20 protein-coding genes are annotated in these 21218 nt (G+C 70.3%); 13 read left to right on the forward strand and 7 right to left on the reverse strand.

Going from position 1 to position 21218, the window contains the following annotated elements:
• Nucleotides 1-157 precede the first annotated feature (157 nt).
• Entirely contained in the window at nucleotides 158-1870 is a 1713-nt protein-coding gene (locus LBN7_RS11930) for a collagen binding domain-containing protein (protein ID WP_407359753.1), read from the forward strand.
• A 113-nt stretch (nucleotides 1871-1983) separates the two neighbouring features.
• Nucleotides 1984-2517: a hypothetical protein gene (locus LBN7_RS11935; RefSeq protein ID WP_407359754.1), complete on the forward strand. Its 534-nt coding sequence runs from the start codon at nucleotides 1984-1986 to the stop codon at nucleotides 2515-2517.
• 199 nt (nucleotides 2518-2716) lie between these two features.
• Here the strand turns inward: LBN7_RS11935 and LBN7_RS11940 are convergent, their stop codons facing one another.
• From LBN7_RS11940 to LBN7_RS11955, 4 genes are read right to left on the reverse strand one after another with little or no spacing between them, the layout of a single operon-like run.
• On the reverse strand, nucleotides 2717-3529 hold the full coding sequence (locus tag LBN7_RS11940) for an HAD family hydrolase (protein WP_341947342.1): 813 nt from the start codon (nucleotides 3527-3529) through the stop codon (nucleotides 2717-2719).
• A gap of 28 nt (nucleotides 3530-3557) precedes the next feature.
• A complete protein-coding gene (locus LBN7_RS11945) occupies nucleotides 3558-4403 on the reverse strand; it encodes an exodeoxyribonuclease III (protein WP_407359755.1) in 846 nt (281 codons plus the stop codon).
• A 9-nt stretch (nucleotides 4404-4412) separates the two neighbouring features.
• Nucleotides 4413-6605, reverse strand: coding sequence for a malate synthase G (locus tag LBN7_RS11950; RefSeq protein WP_407359756.1), 2193 nt, complete (start codon nucleotides 6603-6605; stop codon nucleotides 4413-4415).
• Nucleotides 6602-7033 (reverse strand): heme-binding protein, encoded by a 432-nt coding sequence (locus LBN7_RS11955; RefSeq protein WP_116633776.1) that lies wholly within the window; start codon nucleotides 7031-7033, stop codon nucleotides 6602-6604. The genes LBN7_RS11950 and LBN7_RS11955 overlap by 4 nt, the downstream gene beginning before the upstream one ends.
• Nucleotides 7034-7147: 114 nt before the next feature.
• Here LBN7_RS11955 and pyrE point away from each other — a divergent pair, with 114 nt between their 5' ends.
• Both pyrE and LBN7_RS11965 read left to right on the forward strand, forming a co-directional pair.
• Complete coding sequence (pyrE, locus tag LBN7_RS11960) at nucleotides 7148-7708, forward strand: orotate phosphoribosyltransferase (protein ID WP_116633777.1); 561 nt, start codon at nucleotides 7148-7150, stop codon at nucleotides 7706-7708.
• Nucleotides 7705-8607 carry an ROK family protein gene (locus tag LBN7_RS11965; RefSeq protein ID WP_116633778.1) on the forward strand — a complete coding sequence of 301 codons (903 nt, stop codon included), beginning with the start codon at nucleotides 7705-7707 and terminating at the stop codon, nucleotides 8605-8607. The genes pyrE and LBN7_RS11965 overlap by 4 nt, the downstream gene beginning before the upstream one ends.
• On the opposite strand, the gene LBN7_RS11970 is transcribed toward LBN7_RS11965, so the two are convergent.
• The 3 genes from LBN7_RS11970 to LBN7_RS11980 all read right to left on the reverse strand — a co-directional run bounded on the left by LBN7_RS11970 (nucleotide 8604) and on the right by LBN7_RS11980 (nucleotide 11121).
• Nucleotides 8604-8933 (reverse strand): hypothetical protein, encoded by a 330-nt coding sequence (locus LBN7_RS11970; RefSeq protein WP_407359757.1) that lies wholly within the window; start codon nucleotides 8931-8933, stop codon nucleotides 8604-8606. The two genes, LBN7_RS11965 and LBN7_RS11970, sit on opposite strands and share 4 nt — an antisense overlap.
• 143 nt (nucleotides 8934-9076) lie before the next feature.
• Complete coding sequence (locus LBN7_RS11975) at nucleotides 9077-10222, reverse strand: MFS transporter (protein WP_407359758.1); 1146 nt, start codon at nucleotides 10220-10222, stop codon at nucleotides 9077-9079.
• The gene (locus LBN7_RS11980) at nucleotides 10219-11121 is read right to left on the reverse strand and encodes a MurR/RpiR family transcriptional regulator (RefSeq protein ID WP_407359759.1); all 903 of its coding nucleotides are present in this window, start codon (nucleotides 11119-11121) and stop codon (nucleotides 10219-10221) included. Before LBN7_RS11980 ends, LBN7_RS11975 begins: the two co-directional genes overlap by 4 nt.
• 168 nt (nucleotides 11122-11289) lie before the next feature.
• On the opposite strand from LBN7_RS11980, the gene LBN7_RS11985 reads away from it, so the two are divergent.
• The 9 genes from LBN7_RS11985 to LBN7_RS12025 all read left to right on the forward strand — a co-directional run bounded on the left by LBN7_RS11985 (nucleotide 11290) and on the right by LBN7_RS12025 (nucleotide 21216).
• Complete coding sequence (locus tag LBN7_RS11985; RefSeq protein WP_116633781.1) at nucleotides 11290-12837, forward strand: ABC transporter substrate-binding protein; 1548 nt, start codon at nucleotides 11290-11292, stop codon at nucleotides 12835-12837.
• 73 nt (nucleotides 12838-12910) lie between these two features.
• Nucleotides 12911-13882 carry an ABC transporter permease gene (locus tag LBN7_RS11990; protein WP_116633782.1) on the forward strand — a complete coding sequence of 324 codons (972 nt, stop codon included), beginning with the start codon at nucleotides 12911-12913 and terminating at the stop codon, nucleotides 13880-13882.
• The gene (locus LBN7_RS11995; protein WP_341947349.1) at nucleotides 13879-14766 is read left to right on the forward strand and encodes an ABC transporter permease; all 888 of its coding nucleotides are present in this window, start codon (nucleotides 13879-13881) and stop codon (nucleotides 14764-14766) included. Before LBN7_RS11990 ends, LBN7_RS11995 begins: the two co-directional genes overlap by 4 nt.
• On the forward strand, nucleotides 14763-15668 hold the full coding sequence (murQ, locus tag LBN7_RS12000; RefSeq protein WP_407359760.1) for an N-acetylmuramic acid 6-phosphate etherase: 906 nt from the start codon (nucleotides 14763-14765) through the stop codon (nucleotides 15666-15668). The genes LBN7_RS11995 and murQ overlap by 4 nt, the downstream gene beginning before the upstream one ends.
• Complete coding sequence (locus tag LBN7_RS12005) at nucleotides 15668-16861, forward strand: anhydro-N-acetylmuramic acid kinase (RefSeq protein ID WP_407359761.1); 1194 nt, start codon at nucleotides 15668-15670, stop codon at nucleotides 16859-16861. The genes murQ and LBN7_RS12005 overlap by 1 nt, the downstream gene beginning before the upstream one ends.
• Nucleotides 16858-17346 carry a GNAT family N-acetyltransferase gene (locus LBN7_RS12010; protein ID WP_407359762.1) on the forward strand — a complete coding sequence of 163 codons (489 nt, stop codon included), beginning with the start codon at nucleotides 16858-16860 and terminating at the stop codon, nucleotides 17344-17346. The genes LBN7_RS12005 and LBN7_RS12010 overlap by 4 nt, the downstream gene beginning before the upstream one ends.
• Nucleotides 17343-18482, forward strand: a complete 1140-nt coding sequence (locus LBN7_RS12015) for an enolase C-terminal domain-like protein (protein WP_407359763.1) — start codon at nucleotides 17343-17345, stop codon at nucleotides 18480-18482. The genes LBN7_RS12010 and LBN7_RS12015 overlap by 4 nt, the downstream gene beginning before the upstream one ends.
• Nucleotides 18479-19588 (forward strand): serine hydrolase domain-containing protein, encoded by a 1110-nt coding sequence (locus tag LBN7_RS12020; RefSeq protein WP_407359764.1) that lies wholly within the window; start codon nucleotides 18479-18481, stop codon nucleotides 19586-19588. Before LBN7_RS12015 ends, LBN7_RS12020 begins: the two co-directional genes overlap by 4 nt.
• Nucleotides 19585-21216, forward strand: coding sequence for an ABC transporter ATP-binding protein (locus LBN7_RS12025; protein WP_407359765.1), 1632 nt, complete (start codon nucleotides 19585-19587; stop codon nucleotides 21214-21216). The genes LBN7_RS12020 and LBN7_RS12025 overlap by 4 nt, the downstream gene beginning before the upstream one ends.
• The last annotated feature ends 2 nt before the right edge of the window (nucleotides 21217-21218 follow it).

Genomic DNA, 21218 nt, shown 5'->3' on the forward strand with positions numbered 1-21218 from the left:
TCGTTCCGGTTCATCCGTAGAATCGACTATTTCCTTCCTGTGCAGGCATCCTCTAGATTCGATCCGTTGCCGCATTTTCGGCAGAGGTTCGAGGGCCGAGCGGGACAGCGTGAGGGTTGCGCGCACGACCTCCTTCACAGGGTGGGACGATGACGCGATGACGCGACGACGCGGGATGATGCGGGCGATGCTCGGCGGGATGGCGGCGTTCGCGCTCGCCTTGGGCGGTGCGACGACGGCGGCTGCCGCCGGACCGGAGGACGCCGCAGGGTCGGGCTTCATCAGCGGGGTGGTCACGCGCGAGGACGACGGCACTCCGCTCGAGGGCGTCACGGTCTCGGCCGGCGGGGAGGGGGCGGCCTGGGTATCGACGCAGACGGACGAGACGGGAGCCTACTCGCTGACCGGTCTGGCGCCCGGTTCCCACCTGGTCTCCTTCACCCCCGAAGGCACCGATCTGAAGTCGGAGTACTGGGAGAACGCCGAGCGATGGGATTCTGCGACTCCGATCGTCATCGGCGACGGCACCGTCGTCGCGGGCATCGACGCCGCGCTGAGCGTGGGAGGCACGATCACGGGTGTCGTCACCCGCGAGGACGACAGCTCCCCGCTCGAGAACGTCTCGGTATCCGCTCTCGATGCGCACAACGAGATCGTCGGAATGGCCCGGACGGATGCGACGGGTGGGTACCACCTCGGCGGTCTCCCCGATGGTTCGTACCGGCTGCGCTTCGGCTCTCCGGATCCGGAGCTGCTGTCCGAGTTCTGGGAGAACCAGTACCGGGGGGATTCCGGGACCGTCATCGCTGTCGTCAGCGGGCAGACGACCGCGGGCGTGGATGCGGCTCTCGCCGCCGCGGGGTACATCAGCGGCACGGTGACCAGTGGGGCCGACGGGCAGCCGCTGTTCTCCTCGGTGCTGGTCTACGACGTCGATGAGCGGTTCGACTTCGAGTTCAGCTATACGGAGGTCGACGGCGGCTACCGCGTCGCAGTTCCTGCGGGAACCTACAAGGTGCTCTTCCGTTCTTCCGGCCTGGCGGAGGAGTGGTGGAACGATGCGCCAGTCTGGGACGCTGCGACCGCCGTCACCGTCTCTGCGGGCGACGAAGTCGAGAGCGTCGACGCTGTGCTCGACGAGATCGCGACCGTCACCGGCACGGTGACGGTCGACGCCGGCGCAGCGTCGGAGATCCTCGTGGAAGCCTGGAGCGACGGCATCCAGGTCGCGAACAAGTATGCCGACCCGGCCACGGGCGCCTACTCGATGCTTCTCCAGAAGGGGACATACATCCTGAAGGCAACGGCCACGTTCACGGATGGCGCGACGGCCACGATCTCGCAGTTCTTCGACGGGGTCGAGACGGCTGCCGAGGCGACGCCGCTCTCCCTCTCCCCGGGTGACATCGTGCAGGGGATCGACTTCCTGCTCACGGCCGACACGGAGCCAGAGCCGACTCTCGTGCTTTCGTCCGGCGCCGCGCAGGCCGGAGGCGACATCACGGTCTCGGGAACCGGCTTCGCGCCGAGTGCCGAGATCACGTTCGAACTGCACTCCGACCCGATCGTGCTCGGCACGCTGACGGCAGACGCGGGAGGTGTGCTGAAGGGCTCGTTCACGATTCCGGCCAGTGCTCCGGCCGGCGCCCACACGCTGGTCGCGTTTTCCGGCGCGACCGTGGTCGCGACCGCGGCGTTGAACGTCACAGCCGCAGGGAGCACCGGTTCGGGAGGGGCCACCACCGGCGGAACCGGAGGTGCTCTCGCGAACACGGGCTCGGATGCGCCGGTCGCCGCAGCTGCGACCGCTCTGCTGCTGCTGCTCGCGGGTCTGACCCTCGTGCGGCGGCGCCGTCGGGTGCAGGTCTGAGGAGGAGCCACGCGGCCATGCACATTCATGGGGCGTGGGTACCGATTTCGCGTGGCCAAGCGATGGCCTGGTCAAGGGAATCCCTCGACCAGGGGTCCGGTATCTCCGCACAGATGGCCGCCAGGCTCGACCACGAACAAGTCCACGCCTTTGCGATCATGCCTCGTGATCGGGCCGGCGCCGATGTGGCAGATTTCGCGCGATCTGCGCAGCTCGGCGATGCCGATCTCCTTCTGGGGAGATTCCTTCGGAGTCTCTCCGCAATCTCGGACAGCATCCTCGTGGTCGACGACGATCTTGCGCGCCGCGGTGACCCGGGACTCGACGACGTCTCATTCATCGATGACCGAGTCATTCGTTGGAATGACCTGCAGTCGGCCCCCGACCGCCTGACGCGCCTCCTACGGACCGGAGCGTCGGGGTATCCGCTGAATGCCTTCATCTGCGGTGCTCAAGGTGGTCACGCCTTTCGCCCCCCAAGTGGTCCACTGTCCGAATCGGACATCGAGCTGCTGGTACGCGAGGCGCGAGCCGTCATCCACTCGATCTACGACGCGGAATCGTTCCTGATCCTGGTCATCGACCAGGAGCTCAAAGAACTCTTGGAGACGCATACACACGCAGTCGACTCCGCACCGGAATCATGATCGACGGATACTCTCTCGTGCTGGCCAGCTCTGTCGGCGTGCGTGATGGAATGGCCCTCGAGCTGACCAGAGCTGGTGGCGTGATCATCGCTGAGGTCTATGAAGACGACTCCACCCGGGCGCGGACGGTGACCGTTTTCGAGCCTGACGTTCCGGTGGAGGCAATGGAGTGGCTCCTCTCGTCGGCACGAGAAATGCTCTAGGCGGAGATTCCGAGCATCCGCTCGATCACCTGCGCCACCCCGTCATCGTCGTTCGACGCGGTCGTCTCGTCGGCGGCATCCTGCACGACGGCCTCCGCGCCGGCCATGGCGACGCCGCGCCCGGCCCAGCGGAGCATCTCGACGTCGTTGAGCGCGTCGCCGAACGCGACGACGTCGGCGCGGTCGATGCCGAGGTGCGCGCACAGGCGTGCGAGCCCCGTGGCCTTCGTGACCCCCTCGGCCATGACCTCGACGAACGGCGCGCCCGACAGAGTGGCCTCGAAACCGGTGAGGCCGAGCGAACGCAGGGTATCGAAGAGTGCGGCGGCGGCGAGCTCGGGATGCCGGATCACGAACTTAACACTCGGTGCGGACACGACGTCGTCGAAAGCGACGCCGCCCATCGTCTCCGGGGCTCGCTTGTGATCGGTCAGGTCCGCGATCGCCGCATACCCTTCCTGCGCCACGAACGTCTCGCCGGCGTCGCGCACGCTCGCGAACAGCAGCCCGGGGATGCTGGCGCGCAGCGCCTCGGCGAGCGTGCGGATCGTGTCGGCGGGGAGTTCCTCGGCGAACAGCATCCGTTCGTCGGTCAGGTGCACGGCATACGCCCCGTTGCTGCACAGCGCCCAACCGTGGAACGCCGCATCTGCCGCGATCGCGCGCAGGCCGATCGGCTGGCGGGCGGTCACCGGGACGACGTGGATGCCGCGCTCACGAGCGGCATCCAGCGCCGTACGCGTGCGCGGGGAGACGTGCGATGAGGAGTCGAGAAGCGTGCCGTCGAGATCGGTGGCGATCAGGCGCATCGGATGTGTCCCTGAGCCTGTCGAAGTGTCAGGAGAAGATCATCGGCAGGTCGTCGTCGTCCTCGGCGCCGCCGAGATCGAGGTCGACGACCACGGGCACGTGGTCGCTGGGCTGCTCGCCCTTGCGCTCGTTGCGGTGGATCGAGGCGCCGGTGACGGCATCGGCGAAGGTGCGCGAACCGAGCACGAAGTCGATGCGGATGCCCTCGTTGCGGGGGAACTTCAGCCTCTGATAGTCCCAGTACGTGTACCCCTCGGGGAGGAGCGGGCGCACGACATCGGTCACTCCGGCGTCTTCGAACGCGAAGAAGGCGGCGCGCTCGGGCGGCGAGACGTGGGTGGACCGGCCGACGACGATGTCGGGGTCGCCGTTGTCATGGTCGAAGGGGATGATGTTGAAGTCGCCGACCAGCGCGAGCGGCAGCTCGGGGTTCGCCGCGAGCTCGGCCGCCGTGGAGTCGCGCAGCGCCTCGAGCCAGTGCAGCTTGTAGGCGAGATGCGGATCGTCGAGCGAACGACCGTTGGGCACGTACAGGCTCCACACCCGCACGCCGTCGACCAGCACGCCCAGCGCGCGGGCCTCGAGCGGAGCATCCGGACCCTCATGCCCCTTCGCGAAGCCGGGCATCCCCTCGAACGCGGTGCGCACGTCGGTGATCGGCAGGCGGCTCGCGATCGCGACGCCGTTCCACTGGTTCAGGCCGTGCACCTCGACGTGGTACCCGGCCTCTTCGAACGGACCGTACGGGAACTGCTCCGGCTTGCACTTGATCTCCTGCATCGCCAGCACGTCGATGTCTTCGCGCACGGCGAATTCGACGGTGCGGGTGACGCGGGTGCGGATGGAGTTGACGTTCCAGGTGGCCAAGCGCATGCGTCCAGCCTAGTTGCGGCCTCCGACAGCGGTCGCCTGCTGCGCCTTCTTCTCGCGGCGCAGGCCGTGCAGCAGCGGCTCGGTGTATCCGCTCGGCTGCGCCGCGCCCTCGACGATCAGTCGCCGGGCCGCGGTGTAGGCGATTCCGGGCTCCTCACCCTCGGCGAACGCCAGTGGCTCGTACGCGGCGTCGCCGGCGTTCTGCGCATCGACGACCGGTGCCAGGCGCCGCAGGCTGTCGTCGATCTGCGCCTCGGTGATCACGCCGTGCGCGAGCCAGTTGGCCAGTAGCTGGCTCGAGATGCGCAGCGTGGCACGGTCTTCCATGAGGCCTGTGCCGTGGATGTCCGGCACCTTCGAGACGCCGATGCCCTGATCGATCCAGCGCACGACGTAGCCGAGGATCGACTGCACGTTGTTGTCGATCTCATCGGCGACGATCTCGGGCGTGAGGTCTCCCTCTCCGGCGAGCGGAGGCGTGAGCAGCACGTCGAGCGAGGCCTCGTCGAGGGCGGGCAGTGTCTCCCGCACCGCGAACGCGTCGACCTGGTGGTAGTGCAGCGCGTGCAGGGTCGCCGCGGTCGGCGAGGGGACCCACGCGGTCGAGGCCCCGGATCGCACGTGCGCGATTTTCTTCTCGAGCATGTCGCGCATGAGGTCGGGCTCGGCCCACATGCCCTTGCCGATCTGCGCGCGACCGCCGAGTCCGGCGGCCAGCCCGATCGCGACGTTGCGGGCCTCGTAGGCCGCCATGAACGGCTGCGCCTTGATCCCCGCCTTCGGCAGGAAGGGCCCCGCGTGCAGCGACGTGTGGATCTCGTCGCCCGTGCGGTCGAGGAATCCGGTGTTGATGAACACGACGCGATCGGATGCCGCGGCGATGCCGGCCAGGAGGTTCACCGACGTGCGGCGCTCCTCGTCCATGATCCCGATCTTCATGGTGCGCGCGGGCAGCCCGAGCAGCTGCTCCACGCGACCGAAGAGCTCGGCCGTGAACGCGACCTCGTCCGGGCCGTGCATCTTCGGCTTGACGATGTACATCGAGCCGCTGCGCGAGTTGCGTCCGCGGTGCGGCCCCTCGAGTTCGGGGAGGGCGCCGAGGGCGGTCATGATCGCGTCGAGCATCCCCTCGAAGGTCTGCTCGCCGTGGCGATCGAGCACCGCGTCGGTGCGCATGAGGTGACCCACGTTGCGGACGAAGAGGACCGCTCGTCCCGGCAGCGTCAGCTCGCCGCCGTCGACCGCGCGGTAGGTGCGGTCGGGTGCGAGCTCGCGGAGGAACGTGCGCCCGGCCTTGGTCACCGACTCGGTGAGCGTGCCGTCCATGAACCCGCGCCAGTTGCGGTAGCCGAGGGCCTTGTCGTCGGCGTCGACGGCGGCGACCGAGTCCTCCAGGTCGAGGATCGCGGTGAGCGCGGACTCGAGCACGATGTCCTGCACCCCCGCCTCCTCGGTGCGCCCGATCGCGCCCTCGTGGTCGATCACGATCTCGGCGTGCAGGCCGTGGTGCCGCAGCAGCACGGCGGTCGGGGCGTCGGCCTCTCCGGTGAAGCCGACGAGACCCTCGGGTGCGGCGAGGCGTCGGTCGCCCCCGGGCGTCCGGATCACGAGGCCGTCCGCGTCGACGAGGTAACCGGTCGCATCGCGGTGCGAGCCCTCGGCGAGCGGAGCGATCTGGTCGAGGAACTCGCGCCCGCGAGCGACGACCGCGGCGGCGCGCACCGGGTTGTGCTGAGATCCCGGTGCCAGATCGCCGGTCTGGTCCACGGCGTCGGTGCCGTAGAGCGCGTCGTACAGGGAGCCCCATCGGGCGTTGGCGGCGTTCAGTGCGAACCGGGCGTTCAGCAGCGGCACGACCAGCTGCGGCCCGGCCATCGTCGCGATCTCCGGGTCGACATCCTCCGTCGTCACAGACACGGCATCCGGAACCGGGACGAGATAGCCGACATCGGTGAGCAGCGCCCGGTACGCGGCGGGATCCGGCGCTCCGGGGTTCGCGCGGTGGAAGTCGTCGATGCGCTGCTGGAGCTCGGCGCGTCTCTGCAGCAGCTCCGCATTCCGCGGGCCCAGATCATGGATGAGCGCACTCGCCTCGCGCCAGAAGGCCTCGGAGTCGCGTCCTGAAGCGGCGAGCGACGTCTCGGCGAACTCCACGATCGGCGCGGCCACCGAGAGGTCTGCTCGGGTGAGATACGAGGTCATGTGGGCATTCCTTCTCTTCGGGCGCCGAGGCGCTGCAGGGTCTCCAGGGCGATCTCCGCATCCTGGACGGGAGTTCCGCCGGCGACACCCAGTCCGCCGACGTGGTCGTCGCCGAAGAAGATCGGCACGCCTCCGTCGATCGTCGTGAGGGCGCCGCCGGTGCCCAGGGGCAGCGTGGTGCTGAGTGCTTCGGGGATCAGCCCGGTGCGCCGACGAGTGGATGCCGACGTCGCGGCCTTGCGACGGCTGGTCTCTGCGCTGTGCGGTGTGGCCCCGTCGGACATGCCGTAGGCGATGAGCGTCATCGAGGGATCGGCGACGGCGACGACGGTCTTCACGCCGTGGCTCTCGCCCACCTCCATCGCGATGGCGACGGCGCGGACGGCCGTCTCGTAGTTGATCGCGGCGATCTGGCGGTGGGTAGACATGACGTCTCCTCTTCTCGATCTCAACTATTCACACTGCGAATGTTAACTTTCGCATGACGGAATCCTATGTCATCGAGCGTCGCCGATTCAACCGCGCCTTCTACACTGGATGCCGTGACCGCACTCGACGCAGACCGCCAGACCCTTCTCGACCTGATCAAGGACGAGGCGGTGTTCCACGGCGACTTCACCCTCTCCAGTGGCAAGAAGGCGACGTACTACGTCGACATGCGCAAGCTGACCCTCGACCACCGCGCGGCTCCGGCGATCGGCCGCATCATGCTCGACCTCATCGGCGACCTCGACATCGTCGCCGTCGGCGGCCTCACGCTCGGCGCCGACCCGATCGCGAACTCCGTGCTGCACGCCTCGGTCGCAGCGAGTCGCCCGCTCGACGCGTTCGTGGTGCGCAAGGAGCCGAAGGACCACGGCCGCGGCCGTCAGATCGAAGGCGCCGACGTCAAGGGCAAGCGCGTCGTCGTGCTGGAGGACACCTCCACCACGGGGCAGTCCGCTCTCAAAGCCGTCGAGGCGCTGCGCCGCGAGGGTGCCGAGATCGTCGCCGTCGCCGTGATCGTCGACCGCAAGACCGGCGCCCAGGCGGCGATCGAAGCCGAGGGCCTCGAGTGGCGCGCCGCCTTCGACCTCGACGACCTCGGGCTCGACCCCCAGTGACGCGCTACGCCCTGGCCGTCGATGTGGGCGGCACGAAGATGGAAGCCGCGCTCGTCGGCGAAGACGGCGTGCTCGTGCGCGGAAGCCGCAGCCGCCGGGCGACCGGCAGGGATGCCACTCCCGCGTCGCTCGACGACGCGATCGCGACCGTGATCGCCCACGCTCTCTCCCGTCTCCCCGACGACGCCGAACTCGTCGGCGCCGGTATCGGCAGCGCGGGGCCGATCGACCGGAACGTCGGCCAGATCCTCCCGGTGAACATGCCTGCGGCCCGCGGATACGGTCTCGCCGAGGCGGTGCGCACAGCCGCCTCCGGCCTCCTCGGCCGGGAGCTGCCGACGGTCTTCGGCCATGACGGCGGAGCGCTCGCGCTCGCCGAGTCCTGGCTCGGTGCGACGAAGGATGCCCGTTCCTCGCTCTCGATCGTCGTGTCCACCGGCGTCGGCGGCGGGTTCGTGGTCAACGGGTCCTACATCCCCGGCGCCACCGGCAACGCCGGCCACCTCGGGCAGGTGCGCCGTGAGGGCGGGCTGACGCTCGAGGAGATCGCCTCCGGGCCCGCGAGTGCCGCCTGGGCGCAGCAGCAGGGCTGGAGCGGCGCGACCGGCGAGGACCTCGCTCGGGACGCCGCGGCGGGAGTCGCCATCGCGCGTGCCGCGATCGAGCGCTCGGCGAAGGCTGTCGGTGAGGCGTTGGCGGATGCCGCGACCCTCGTCGACCTCGACACGGTCGCCATCGGGGGAGGCTTCTCCCGCGTGTCCGACGACTACATCGACCTCGTCCAGCAGGCGCTCACCGCAAGTGCCGCGCACGAGTACTCGCGCAAGGCGCGCGTGGTGCGCTCGGGACTGGGCGACGAGGGTCCGCTCATCGGCGCTGCGGCGCTCGTGCTGCGCTAGGTGCTCGCTGTGACGAGGTGGCGGGGCGGTCCTTCGAGCCTCGCGATCGCGATCTTCACTCCGGTGACCTCGTCGGCCAGGGCGTCGATGCGTGCGGTGAGCTTCTCCTCGACGGCGTCGATTCGTGCGGTGAGCTTCTCGTCGACGGCGTCGATTCGTGCGGTGAGTTTCTCGTCGACGGCGTTGATGCGGGTCGTGAGCTTCGTGTCGACCGCGTCGATGCGGCGCACCATCCAGGCGAAACCGGCGAACAGGCTCGCCCCGAGGGTCAGCACGATGCCGATCGCGCTGATGACGATCGTCAAGGTCTCCACGGACACGTACACGGCTCCATTCTGCGGCTCAGGTTCGGGATGTGCCAGCAGGTTATCGAAGAAACCGATATTCTCTGCGACCAGGAAAAATGCAGGCTCAGCGATGGTGGACGACGTGACGAATCTGCCTCGCTGTGGAGGAAAAGTCCCGCCGCTCAGTTCGTCGCGGAGGTCCTCTGCTGTGCCCGTGCGGCGATCAGAACCAGCACCGGGACGACGGCGCACAGCGCGGCCGAGATGATCAGGGTCGTGCTCGATGCCGGGTCGCGGCCGATCAGCAGCACGAGGCTCGGCACGAACGTGCCGCCGACCGCGCCGCATGCCACCAGGGCGCCCGTCACCGCGGCGCTGCGCACCGCATCGAGCCGATCGAGCGCGAGCCCGAGGATGAGGCCGTAGCTCGGCGCGAGCAGGACGACGGATGCCGCGAGGGCGACGAGTGCGCCGACGGGGGTGTCGCCGACGAGCACTCCGGCCGTGGCCATCAGGCCCGCGGCCCCGATCGTGCCGGTGGCGAGGATCGCGACCGGTGGAACGGAAGCGCGGCGGAGGGCTGCCGCGACGAAGCGGCCCAGTGCCATCAGCGCCCAGAAGGCGGACGTGCCGAGGGCCGCGGCCGCGGGTTCGAGCGCCAGAGCCCGCTCGGGGATCACCGCCGACCATCCGGACAGCACGGTCTCGACGCCGACGTACAGCGGCAGGGCGACCGCGAACGGGAGCAGCGCCGTCAGCCCGCGCAGGTCTCGACGCGTCGGGGTGTCCGAGGCGGGTGTCGACGGCGCGCGCCCTCCGGCGAGCAGGACGATCGTCATGAGAGGGACGACGGCGAGGATGCTCAGCGCGGACAGAGCCCCGGTTCCGGCGGCCACGGCGAGAGGGGTGACGGCGGCGCAGACGGCCACGGTCCCCATGAGTGCGCTCAGCAGCCCGGTGGCGCTGCCGGTTGCTGCGGCCTTCGCCGCGACGGAACCGGCCGCTTCGACCAGACCGAACCCGAGTCCGGCCAGGGCTGCCGCAGCGATGAAGACCGCGGGGTGGCCCGCCCACGCCGCGGCGACGATCGCGCCGGCCTGGAGCGCGCTGCCGAGGATGAGTGCGGTCCGCGGAGGGCGCCGCACGAGCAGGGGGCCCGAGAGAAGCACGCCGACGAGGAGCCCGGCGAAGAGCACGGGTACGGCGACGCTGAGCGCCGTCCCGATCGCCCGCTCGGCCGCCGGCAGCACCGCGGGGACGAAGGACGCCGTGACGCCGAGGCCCGCGAAGGCGGCGAAGAGACCCGTGCGGTCGCGGCTGCTCGTCACGCGCCGCCCGCTCTGATGCGGTGCACGGCGGCGTAGGTGTCGCGGAGCGCCTCCATCGAGCGGTCGTAATTCGACTGGGCGACGCCGATGAAGATGCAGTCGACGACCATGAGCTGGGCGATCCGGCTGCCGAGGGCCCCGGAGCGGAACCCGGTCTCCCTGGCCGCCGTGGTGAGCACGATGTCGGCCTGGTCGGCGAGGGGGGCTCCGGCGTGGTTCGTGATCGCGATCGTCGTCGCTCCCGCGCGGCGGGCGAGCAGGAGGAACTCGATCGTGTCGGTCGTCGAGCCGCTGTGCGAGACCGCGATCGCGACGTTGCCGGGACCGAGGGTGGCGGCCGATGTCCACGCGGCATGCGGGTCGGACCAGTCCAGGGCGGTCCGGCCGATGCGGGTGAGCTTGCGCTGCAGGTCGAGCCCGACGATCGAGCTCGCGCCGACACCGAAGATGTCGACCCTCGACGCGGAGGTGATCGCGTCGACGGCCGCGCGCAGCGCGTCGGTGTCGAGCACCTTGGCGGTGTCGGCCAGAGACAGCGTCTCGGCGAGCGAGACCTTCGCGACGATGTCGGCGAGGGTGTCGTTGCGGTCGATGTCGCCGGAGACGTCGGGCAGGGCCGCCGTGTCGAAGGTCTCGCGCTCGACGTCGCGCAGCACGTGGTTGCGCAGCTCGCGCACATGGTCGTAGCCGAGCCGCTTGCAGAAGCGCACGACCGAGGTGGTCGAGGTGTCGCAGCGCTGCGCCAGCTCGGCGATGGAGAGCCCTGCCGTCTCGGCGGGGCTCGCGAGGAAGAGGTCGGCGATCCGCTGCTCGCTGGGGCGCAGCTCGGGGCGGATCGCGCGCATGCGCACGAGAACAGGGTGCCCGCCGGCGTCGTCGAGGGCGGCGTGATGGGGCATGGAGGTCTCCGATCGATGTTTCATAACACTAGAGGAACTTCTGTTACATAAGAAGTGACTTTCGTGTACTTTTGGTACCACCAAGACCGACGATGTTCGCGGGCGAGCAGGCGCAAGCGCCTCCCCGACGCCACGGCGACGCGTCCCAGCCAGCAGGAGGAATCAGCAATGAGCACAGCACGGCGGGCGTCACTGGGCGCTCTCACCGCGACGGGAGCCATCCTCGCCCTCGTCATGACCGGGTGCTCCGCCCCGGCATCCGATCCGTCCCCCTCCGAGGGCGCAGCCGGCGGCGATCTCGTCATCGGCGTCACCAGCGACCCGGACACCCTGTTCCCCTGGAAGGCCACGCAGTTCCAGGCCGTCAACGTCCTGCAGAACCTCTACGGCACGCTCACCGAGTTCGACGAGGAGCTCAACGTCGTCCCCGGGCTCGCCGAGTCCTGGGACGTCTCGGAGGACGGGCTCACCGTCACACTCAAGCTCCGTGAGGGCGTGACCTTCGCCGACGGCAGCACCTTCGGATCCGAGGACGTGAAGTACTCGCTCGACGCGATCGCCCTCGAGGCCACCGCCGCCGTGGCGCGCAGCTCGCTGGCCTCGGTCACGGCCGTCGAGGCGACCGATGAGACGACCGTCACCCTCACGCTCAGCGCACCCGACGCCGCGCTCCCCGCCAACCTCGCCGTGATCAACATGGCGATGCTGTCCTCGGACGACACCGAGGAGGCGCTGAACACCACGCCGAACGGCACCGGGCCCTTCGTCCTCGAAGACCGTGCGCCGAGCCAGTCGCTCACGCTCGCGAAGAACGACGACTACTGGGGCGACGCCGCGCTGCTCGACACCGTCGAGTTCCGCGTCATCCCGGACGAGTCCTCGATCGTCTCGGCGATGCAGTCCGGCAACGTCCAGCTCGCCGTGTTCGACGACCCGCTGGTCGCTCAGACTGCCGAGGGCGCGAACGTCGAGGTCGCGACCACGCCGCAGCTGAGCTACCACGCCCTGCAGCTGAACGCGACGCGCGGCGACCTCGCCGACGTCAACGTGCGTCTCGCGATCCAGTGCGCGATCGACCGCCAGGAAGTCCTCGACACCGCCGCCCTCGGCGAGGGCGAGGTCACGGGGCCGATCACCTCTCCCGCGTACAAGTCCGACCCCGACGCGCGCCCCTGCCCGGAGCGCGACCTCGACAAGGCGGCGGAGTACCTGAAGAAGGCGGGCAAGGAGGACGGCGTCACGATCAACGCGATCGTCTCGCAGGGCGAGTACGCCACCTCGGTGAACGAGGCGCAGAACCTCAAGGCCCAGCTCGCCGACGCCGACATCACCCTCGAGATCGAGGTCCTCGAATCCGGTGCGTTCGTCGACCGCTGGATCGCCGCGGACTTCGACGCCGCCGTCGCCCTCAACGGCGGACGCCCCGACCCCGACGGCATGTACGGCCGGTACTTCACCAGCACCGGGAACCTGAACAAGGTCGCCGGCTACTCCTCGCCCGAGCTCGACGCGCTGTTCGCCGAGGGCCGTCAGACGGCGGATGCCGACGAGCGCAAGGAGATCTACGCGCAGGTCTCCGAGAACCTCGAGGACAACGCCGCGTGGATCTGGCTGTTCACCAGCTACACCTACACCGCGACGGCGTCGTCCGTCGACGGCTTCGTTCCGATGGTGAACGGCTCGCTGCAGTACCTGCGGACGACCTCCATCAAGTAGCGGACGGAGGCGGCGCCGGCGTACGACCAGCCGCCGCCGCCTCCTCCCCGACGACAGGCAGCCTCACACTCGCATGTTCAGACAGATCCTCCGCAACACCGTGCTGCGCCGCATCCTCGCAGCCCTCGGCACGCTCCTCGGCGTGGCCGTCTTCGTCTTCCTGATGCTGCGCGCCATCCCCGGCGACCAGATCAGCTCGGGCCTCGGCACCGAGGCCGCCGCCCTCACACCCGCGCAGCGCGCCGCGCTCGAGGCCTACTACGGTCTCGACCAGCCGCTGTTCGTGCAGTTCTTCTCGTGGCTCGGCAACATCTTCACCGGCAACCTCGGCTTCTCGTCGCGGGCGCAGACCAGCGTGCTCGACCTCACGCTCGCCGCCCTGCCGGTGACCTTCGAGCTCGCGATCTTCTCGATCGTGATCGCCCTCGCCATCGGCATCCCGCTGGGCATGCTCTCCGCCTCGAAGCCCGACTCGGTCCGCGACGGCTTCGGCCAGGTCGTCGGGCTCGCCGGGCTCTCGATCCCCGCTTTCCTGCTCGGCACCGCGCTCCTCGCGATCCTGGCCTCCTCGTTCGGGTTCAACCCCAACGGTCAGGGCTTCGTCACGCTGTTCCAGGACCCGCTGCTGAACCTCCAGCAGATGCTGCTCCCGTCGATCGTCCTCGGCTTCGGCATCGCCGCCCCGATCATGCGGACCACGCGAACCGCGGTGCTGGAGATCCGCGCCAACGACTTCATCCGCACCGCCCGGGCGAAGGGCGTGCCGCCGCGTCGCCTGCAGATCCGGCACGTGCTGCGCAACGCGCTCGTCCCCATCGTCACCATGACGGGCCTGCAGTTCGGCTACCTCCTCGGAGGTGCCGTCGTGGTCGAGCAGATCTTCTCGCTTCCCGGCATCGGCCGCCAGGTGCTCCTCGGCATCCAGCAGAAGGAGTACGCGCTCGTGCAGAGCACCGTGCTGGTGATCGCGCTCGCGTTCGTCATCGTCAACCTGCTCACCGACCTGCTCTACCGGGTCATCGATCCTCGGGTGCGTGCCGCATGACCGACATCTCTCAGACCCCCGCCCTCGCTCCCGGTGGCGGGCGCACGATGGAGCGCGTCCGGCTGCTGCTGCGCAGCAGGAGCGGTCTCACCGGGCTCATCATCGTCGTCCTCCTCGGTGTGCTCAGCATCGTCTCGGCATTCGGACTGCTGCCGTTCGACCCGCTCGCGCAGGACCCGCCGTCGCGGCTGCAGCCGCCCTCGGGCGTGCACTGGTTCGGCACCGATCAGTTCGGCCGCGACGTGTTCTCCCGCGTCGCCGCCGGCGTCGCGAACTCCGCCCTCATCTCCCTCGTCGCCGTCGCCTTCGCCACGGTCGTCGGCACGGTGTGCGGTCTCATCGCGGGCTTCTACCGCGGCTTCTCCGACGGCGCGATCACGGCGGTCACGAACGTGCTCTTCGCGTTCCCGCCGCTGCTGCTCGCCCTCTCGCTGGCCTCGGTCTTCGAGCGCAACTGGTTCACGATCGCCGTCGCCATCGCGATCGTCTACGTGCCGATCTTCATCCGCGTGACCCGCGGTCCCGTGCTGTCGCTCCGCGAGGTCGAGTACGTCAAGGCCGCCAAGAGCACCGGGCAGAGCCGGATGGCCACGATGTTCCGTCACGTGCTTCCGAACATCACGTCGATCATCATCGTGCAGGTGACGCTCTCGCTCTCGTGGGCCGTGCTCACCGAGGCGTCGCTGAGCTTCCTCGGCCTGGGCACCCCGCCGCCGGCGCCGTCGCTCGGGTCGATGATCTTCGAGGCGCGCACGCTCGTGACGATCGCCCCCTGGACGATGATCGCCCCGGGTGTGATCGTGGTCCTGCTCGTCGTCGGACTGAACCTGCTCGGCGACGGACTGCGCGACAGCCTCGACCCGCGGAACAGGGGGAAGCGATGACCCTGGAGGATCTCGGCGGACTCGCCACCGAGGCGAGCGACCCCCGGTACGCGGAACTCGACCGGATGAGCGTCGCCCAGCTCGCGCAGACCATGAACGACGCGGATGCGACGGTTCCGGGCGCCGTGCAGCGGGCACTCCCGCAGATCGTGCCGGCCATCGAGGCGACCGCCGAGCGCATGGCTCGCGGCGGTCGGCTCGTCTACGTGGGCGCCGGCACGCCGGGCCGCATCGGCGTCGTGGACGCCTCGGAGTGCCCGCCGACGTTCAGCACGCCGCCGGAGCTCGTCTTCGCGATCATGGCAGGCGGACCGGGAGCCATCGTGAACCCGGTCGAGGGCGCGGAGGACGACGCCGACGCCGGCAGCGCCGCGATCGACGAGGCGGGTATCGGCCCGCTCGACACCGTGATCGGCATCGCCTCCAGCGGACGCACGCCCTACGTGGTGGCCGCGATCCGGCGCGCGCGGGAGCGCGGCGCACTGACCGTCGGGCTGTCCTGCAACACCGGCACCGTGCTCAGTGCGGCGGCGGAGCACGGCATCGAGGTCGAGGTCGGCCCCGAGGTGCTCTCCGGGTCGACGCGCCTCAAGTCGGGCACCGCGCAGAAGCTCGTGCTCAACATGTTCTCGACCATCGTCATGGTGCGGAACGGCAAGGCCTACGGCAACCTCATGGTCGATCTGAAGGCGACCAACCACAAGCTCCGCGAGCGCGCCATCCGCATGGTGCAGTCGATCGCGGGCGTCGATCGGGATGCCGCGGTCGGCGCGCTCGAGACGGCGGGCTACGACGTGAAGATCGCGTCGATCATGCTCCGCCGGGGCGAGGACCTCGCCGCGGCCACCGCACGGATCATCGCCGCCGACGGTCGGCTGCGGACAGCACTGGAGGAGAACTGATGCGCGTCCTGGGACTCATCTCCGGCACCTCGCACGACGGGATCGATGCATCGGTCGTGGACTTCACGATCGACGGCGATGGGTCGTCGACCCGGGGCGTCCACCTCCGCGGGAGCGTGCTCGCCTCGAGGAGCGTCCCGTACACCCCCGAGCTGCGCGCCCGGCTGATCGCGGCGCTTCCGCCCGCGCAGACCACGCTCGCCGAGGTGGCCGAGCTCGACACGCTCATCGGGCAGGCGTTCGCCGAGGTCGCCGCCGACATCTCCGCCGAGGTCGGCGGCGTCGACGCGATCTGCTCGCACGGACAGACCGTGTACCACTGGGTCGACGGCGCGCATGCGCTCGGAACGCTGCAGATCGGACAGCCCGCCTGGATCGCCGAGCGGGTGGGCGTACCCGTCGTCTCCGACATCCGCATCCGCGACATCACGGCCGGCGGCCACGGCGCTCCGCTGGTCTCCTTCCTCGACGAGCTGCTGCTGCGCACACACGCCGGCGTCTCGGCCGCCCTGAACCTGGGCGGCATCTCGAACATGACCGTGGTGCGCCCCGACGGCCTCGTCGCGTACGACATCGGTCCGGCGAACGCGCTCGTCGACGCGGTCATCGTGGAGCACGGGCTCAACCCGCTCGGCTACGACGACGACGCCCGGATCGCGCGCACGGGCCGCGTGGACGACGCCCTGCTCGCGGCGCTGCTCGCCGACCCGTACTACGCGCTGACTCCGCCGAAGAGCACGGGCAAGGAGCACTTCCACCTCGGCTACGTGCTCGAGCACCTCGCGGCGCAGGGGCGCGAGATCGCGGTCGAAGACGTCGTGCGCACCCTCACCGAGCTCACGGTGCAGACCGTCGCCCGCGACGTGGCCGCGGCCGGCATCGAGTTCCTCGCGGTGTCGGGCGGCGGATGCCGCAATCCGCTGATCCTCGACGGACTCCGCGCCGCTCTGCCGGGCACGCGGGTCGTCCTCGCGGACGAACTCGGCGCCCCGGCCGACAGCAAGGAGGCGATCCTCCTCGCGCTGATCGGCTGGTGCACGATGCACGGCGTCTCGGCCATCGTCCCCGGCGGGACCGGGGCCAGGGAGCCGCGCATCCTCGGCACGATCACCCCGGGCGCCGGCCCGCTCGTGATGCCGCAGCCGGTCTCCGGCATCGACTCCCTGAGCCTCGCGGAGGCCGCGGCATCGTGAACGTCGAGGTGCGCCCTGCGACCCCGGACGACCTGTCCGGGGTGCTCGGCGTGTTCCTGGGATGCTGGCGAGAGAGCTACCGCGGCATCCTGCCGGCATCCGCGATCGACGCCATGACCGATGAGCGCGCGGAGGCGCTGTGGCGACGGGTGCTGGCCGATTCGGTCGGCGAGGTGCTGGTGGCCGAGCGCGACGGCGAGGTCGTCGGTCTGACCCGCTACGCCGTGAGTGACGGCGAGGCGGCGGTGCACTCCCTGTACGTCTCGCCGCGCACGCACGGCGGCGGGGTCGGCACCGCGCTGCTGTCGGCCGCCGGCGAGGCGCTCCGCGCGGCCGGAGCGGATGCCGCCACCCTCTGGGTCTTCGCGGCGAACGCACCCTCCATCGGCTTCTACGAGTCCCGCGGCTGGCATGCCGACGGAGCGACCCGCACCCAGTCCGACTTCGGCGAGCCGGAGCAGCGGATGCGCAGGGAGTGGGCATGAGCGTCGTGGAGCGGATGCGCGTGCTGCGGGTGTCGTCGCCGCTGGTGCGGCCCTTCGTCACGGCGGTGCGCCGCACGGATCGCCTCGACGTCGTGCTCGTCGAGGCGACCGATGCGGACGGCCGCGTCGGCTGGGGCGAGGCGGCGGTGAGCTGGCGGGTCACGGGGGAGAGCCCGCAGAGCGTCGCCGCCGCCGTCGCCGGTCCGCTCGGTGACATCGTCGGCGGACGGGGAGCAGGGGACCCCGCGTTGGCCGACGACCTCGCGCGGGCGATCTGGGGGAATGCGGCCGCTCGCAGCGCGGTCGCCTGCGCGGTCGCGGATCTCGCCGCGCGGCAGCGGGGGCTGTCCGTCGCGGAGGCGCTTCTGGGGAACGGCGCGACGGCGCCGTCGCGCCTCCGCACGGACATGACGCTGTCGACCGCCGCCCCCGCGGAACTGGCGGAGCAGGCGATCGCGCACGTCGCGGCGGGGTTCGGCTGCCTCAAGATCAAGGCCTCGGCCGATCACGACACCGTGGCGGGGCTGCGGGCGGTCCGGGCGGCCGTCGGGGCTGAGGTGTCGCTGCGGATCGACGCGAACCAGGCGTGGGACGTCGCGACCGCGATCCGCATCATCCGCACCTGCGAAGACGAGGGACTCGGCATCGAGCTGGTCGAGCAGCCGGTCGCTGCGCCCGACATCGAGGGCCTTGCGGGGGTCACGGCCGCGGTCGGCACCCCGATCATGGCCGATGAGGCGGTGCGCACCGAGAGTGATGTCCGGGTGATCGCCGAACGCGGCGCCGCCGACCTGGTCAACATCAAGCTGGCGAAGACCGGCGGGCCGGCCGAGGCCGTCGCCGCGGTCCGCGCCGCTCGGGAGCACGGACTCGGCGTCGTGTTCGGCTGCATGATGGAGTCTCCGGTCGGCGTCACCGCCACCGCGCACCTCGCCGCGGCCCTGGCCCCCGAGGTCGTGCACGATCTCGACGCGGCGCTCTGGCTCCAGCGGTCGCCCGTCACGGGCGGCATCCGTTCCGAGGCTGACGTGCTCATGCTCGGAGACGGGTGCGGTCTCGGCATCGACGCGCTCGCGTCCGACGCCGACGCCGATGTGCTCGCCGACATCCGGGTCCACCAGGGGGTGTGCGCATGAGCGCCGCGCAGGCCGTCGAGGCCGTGATGGCAGAGCGCTCCGCTCCGGCCGGGGTCGTGGTCGGCATCACGTCGCCCGCTGGACGCGACGTGGCCGCGGGCGGTCGTGCCGACCTCGCGGGAACGCCGATGACGGTGGAGACCGCCTTCGACATCGCCTCCGTCACCAAGGTGGCCGCGACCACGACGGCTCTTCTCGGGCTGGTCGGCCGCGGCGAGCTCCGGTTCGACGACCTCGTCTCGCGGTTCCTCCCGGGCACCGCGTGCGCGCCGCAGACGACGCTCCGCCACCTGCTGCAGCATCGTGCCGGTCTCTGGGAATGGCAGCCGCTCTACCTGGACCGGCGGGACCCGGTCGCCGCCATGGATGCCCTGCCCCTGCGCTACGAACTCGACGAGGGGCGCCACTACTCCGATCTCGGCTTCCTGCTGCTCGGCCGCATCGTCGCCGCCGTCACGGGCATGCCGCTCGACGCCGCGGTCCGCGAGCTCGTGACCGCGCCGCTCGGGCTCGACCGCACCGGATACGGCCCGGTCGCATCGCCCGTCGCCTCGACCGCCGTCGGCGACCTCGCGGAGCGCCGTATGGTGGCCACGGGCGAGCCCTACCCGATCCTCACCTCGCGTCGCCACTTTGCCTGGCGCGAGGAGGAGATCACCGGTGCGGCGAACGACGGCAACTGCTTCCACGCCTTCGGCGGGATCGCCGGGCACGCGGGACTGTTCAGCACCGCGGACGACCTGCTCGCCTTCGGCGCCGCCCTCGCCGATCCCGAGCAGCACGCCGACCTGTGGAATCCGGATGCCGTCGCCGACCTGTTCCGCGACGGACCCGACCCCGGCCAGGCGCTCGGCTGGCGCAGCGACACGGTGCGGGTCGACGGCCACGAGCAGCGGATGCTGTGGCACCCCGGCTTCACCGGCTGCGCCCTCGGCATCATCCCCGGCGCATCGACCGCCGTCGTGATGCTCGGCAACCGCCTCCTCGCGGCCGAGCCTGCCACGACAGAGACCCTGTGGCGATCGGCTCTCCCCGCACTCCTGGGCGACCAGGCATCCCGTGACACCGCGACTTCCCGTGAAACCGAAGGAACGAGAACACCATGAGCAACACCGAGCCCGTGCTGAGCATCAAGGGCCTCGCGGTCGCCTTCCGGACCGGCTCCGAGCTGGTCACCGCGATCAGCGACGTCAGCATCGACGTCGCCGCGGGAGAGACGGTCGCCGTGGTGGGCGAATCCGGATCCGGGAAGTCCACGACGGCCGCGGCCGTCAACCGGCTCCTCCCGGACAACGGGGTGATCACCGCCGGCAGCATCCGCTTCGACGGGCGCGAGCTCACCGAGCTGGGCGAGAACGCGATGATCTCGCTGCGCGGCGCGGGGATCGGCCTCGTCCCGCAGGACCCGATGTCGAACCTCGACCCGCTCATGCGGGTCGGAGATCAGATCGGCGAGGCTCTCGAGGTGCACGGCCGCACCACGGGCGACGCCACGACGGCCCGCGTCGTCGAGCTGCTCGAGATGGTGGGGATCGCGGATGCCGCGAACCGCGCGCGCCAGTACCCGCACGAGTTCTCCGGCGGCATGCGCCAGCGCGTGCTGATCGCCATGGGGCTCGCCTGCACGCCCCGGCTGCTCATCGCCGACGAGCCGACCTCCGCGTTGGACGTCACGGTGCAGCGCCGCATCCTCGATCAGCTCGACGAGCTGACCGACGAGCTCGGCACGGCCGTCTTCCTCATCACGCACGACCTGGCGCTCGCCGCCGAGCGGGCGGACCGCATCGTCGTGATGTTCCGCGGGAAGATCGTCGAAGAGGGCACCTCCGCGGAGGTGCTCGGCAACCCGCAGCACGAGTACACCCGGCAGCTCCTCGCCGCAGCCCCCAGCCTCGCGTCGCGCCGCGATCCGCTCCCGCTCCGCGAGACGGTCGCGTCGGAGACGCCGTTCGTCGAGGTGCGCGACCTCCGCAAGGAGTTCGCGCTGCGCTCGCCGAAGCCGGGGGAGCCGCAGACCTTCACCGCCGTCGACGGCGTGAGCTTCTCGATCCGCCGCGGCACGACCGTGTCGATCGTGGGGGAGTCGGGCTCGGGCAAGTCGACGACCGCGAACATGGTGCTGGGACTCGAGGACGTCACTTCGGGATCGATCCTGTTCGACGGTCTCGACCTGACCGGTCTGCGGCGCAAGGAGCTCTTCGCCCTGCGGCGGCGCGTCCAGCCGGTGTTCCAGAACCCCTACGCGTCGCTCGACCCGCGGTACACGGTCGAGCAGTCGATCGCGGAACCGCTGCGCGTGCACCGCATCGGCACCGCGGCCACCCGGCACGCCCGCGTGCTCGAGCTCCTGGAGCAGGTCGCCCTTCCCGCGGCCATGGCCGAGCGCCTGCCGCACGAGCTGTCCGGCGGACAGCGGCAGCGCGTGGCCATCGCCCGGGCGCTCGCTCTCGAGCCGGAGCTCGTGGTCCTCGACGAGGCGGTGTCGGCCCTCGACGTGCTCGTTCAGGCGCAGATCCTCGACCTGCTCGCCGACCTGCAGCGCCGCCTCGGGCTCAGCTACCTGTTCATCAGCCATGACCTCGCGGTCGTGCGGATGATCTCCGACGAGGTGCACGTCATGCAGCGCGGCGTCGTCGTGGAGAGCGGAACGCCGGAGCGCATCTTCGACGATCCGCAGCATCCGTACACGAAGGAGCTGCTGGCGGCGATCCCGGGGGCCTCGCTCGCCTCCTGAGC

This window comes from Microbacterium sp. LBN7 (assembly GCF_045690345.1).
Classification (GTDB): Bacteria; Actinomycetota; Actinomycetes; order Actinomycetales; family Microbacteriaceae; genus Microbacterium.

Excerpts from the sequence above, each read along its gene's own strand:
- LBN7_RS11930 (WP_407359753.1), top strand. The coding sequence starts at position 158 with ATGACGCGACGACGCGGGATGATGCGGGCGATGCTCGGCGGGATGGCG.
- LBN7_RS11935 (WP_407359754.1), top strand. The coding sequence starts at position 1,984 with ATGGCCGCCAGGCTCGACCACGAACAAGTCCACGCCTTTGCGATCATG.
- LBN7_RS11940 (WP_341947342.1), bottom strand. The coding sequence starts at position 3,529 with ATGCGCCTGATCGCCACCGATCTCGACGGCACGCTTCTCGACTCCTCA.
- LBN7_RS11945 (WP_407359755.1), bottom strand. The coding sequence starts at position 4,403 with ATGCGCTTGGCCACCTGGAACGTCAACTCCATCCGCACCCGCGTCACC.
- LBN7_RS11950 (WP_407359756.1), bottom strand. The coding sequence starts at position 6,605 with ATGACCTCGTATCTCACCCGAGCAGACCTCTCGGTGGCCGCGCCGATC.
- LBN7_RS11955 (WP_116633776.1), bottom strand. The coding sequence starts at position 7,033 with ATGTCTACCCACCGCCAGATCGCCGCGATCAACTACGAGACGGCCGTC.
- LBN7_RS11980 (WP_407359759.1), bottom strand. The coding sequence starts at position 11,121 with ATGCCCCATCACGCCGCCCTCGACGACGCCGGCGGGCACCCTGTTCTC.
- LBN7_RS11985 (WP_116633781.1), top strand. The coding sequence starts at position 11,290 with ATGAGCACAGCACGGCGGGCGTCACTGGGCGCTCTCACCGCGACGGGA.
- LBN7_RS11990 (WP_116633782.1), top strand. The coding sequence starts at position 12,911 with ATGTTCAGACAGATCCTCCGCAACACCGTGCTGCGCCGCATCCTCGCA.
- LBN7_RS11995 (WP_341947349.1), top strand. The coding sequence starts at position 13,879 with ATGACCGACATCTCTCAGACCCCCGCCCTCGCTCCCGGTGGCGGGCGC.
- murQ (WP_407359760.1), top strand. The coding sequence starts at position 14,763 with ATGACCCTGGAGGATCTCGGCGGACTCGCCACCGAGGCGAGCGACCCC.
- LBN7_RS12005 (WP_407359761.1), top strand. The coding sequence starts at position 15,668 with ATGCGCGTCCTGGGACTCATCTCCGGCACCTCGCACGACGGGATCGAT.
- LBN7_RS12015 (WP_407359763.1), top strand. The coding sequence starts at position 17,343 with ATGAGCGTCGTGGAGCGGATGCGCGTGCTGCGGGTGTCGTCGCCGCTG.
- LBN7_RS12020 (WP_407359764.1), top strand. The coding sequence starts at position 18,479 with ATGAGCGCCGCGCAGGCCGTCGAGGCCGTGATGGCAGAGCGCTCCGCT.
- LBN7_RS12025 (WP_407359765.1), top strand. The coding sequence starts at position 19,585 with ATGAGCAACACCGAGCCCGTGCTGAGCATCAAGGGCCTCGCGGTCGCC.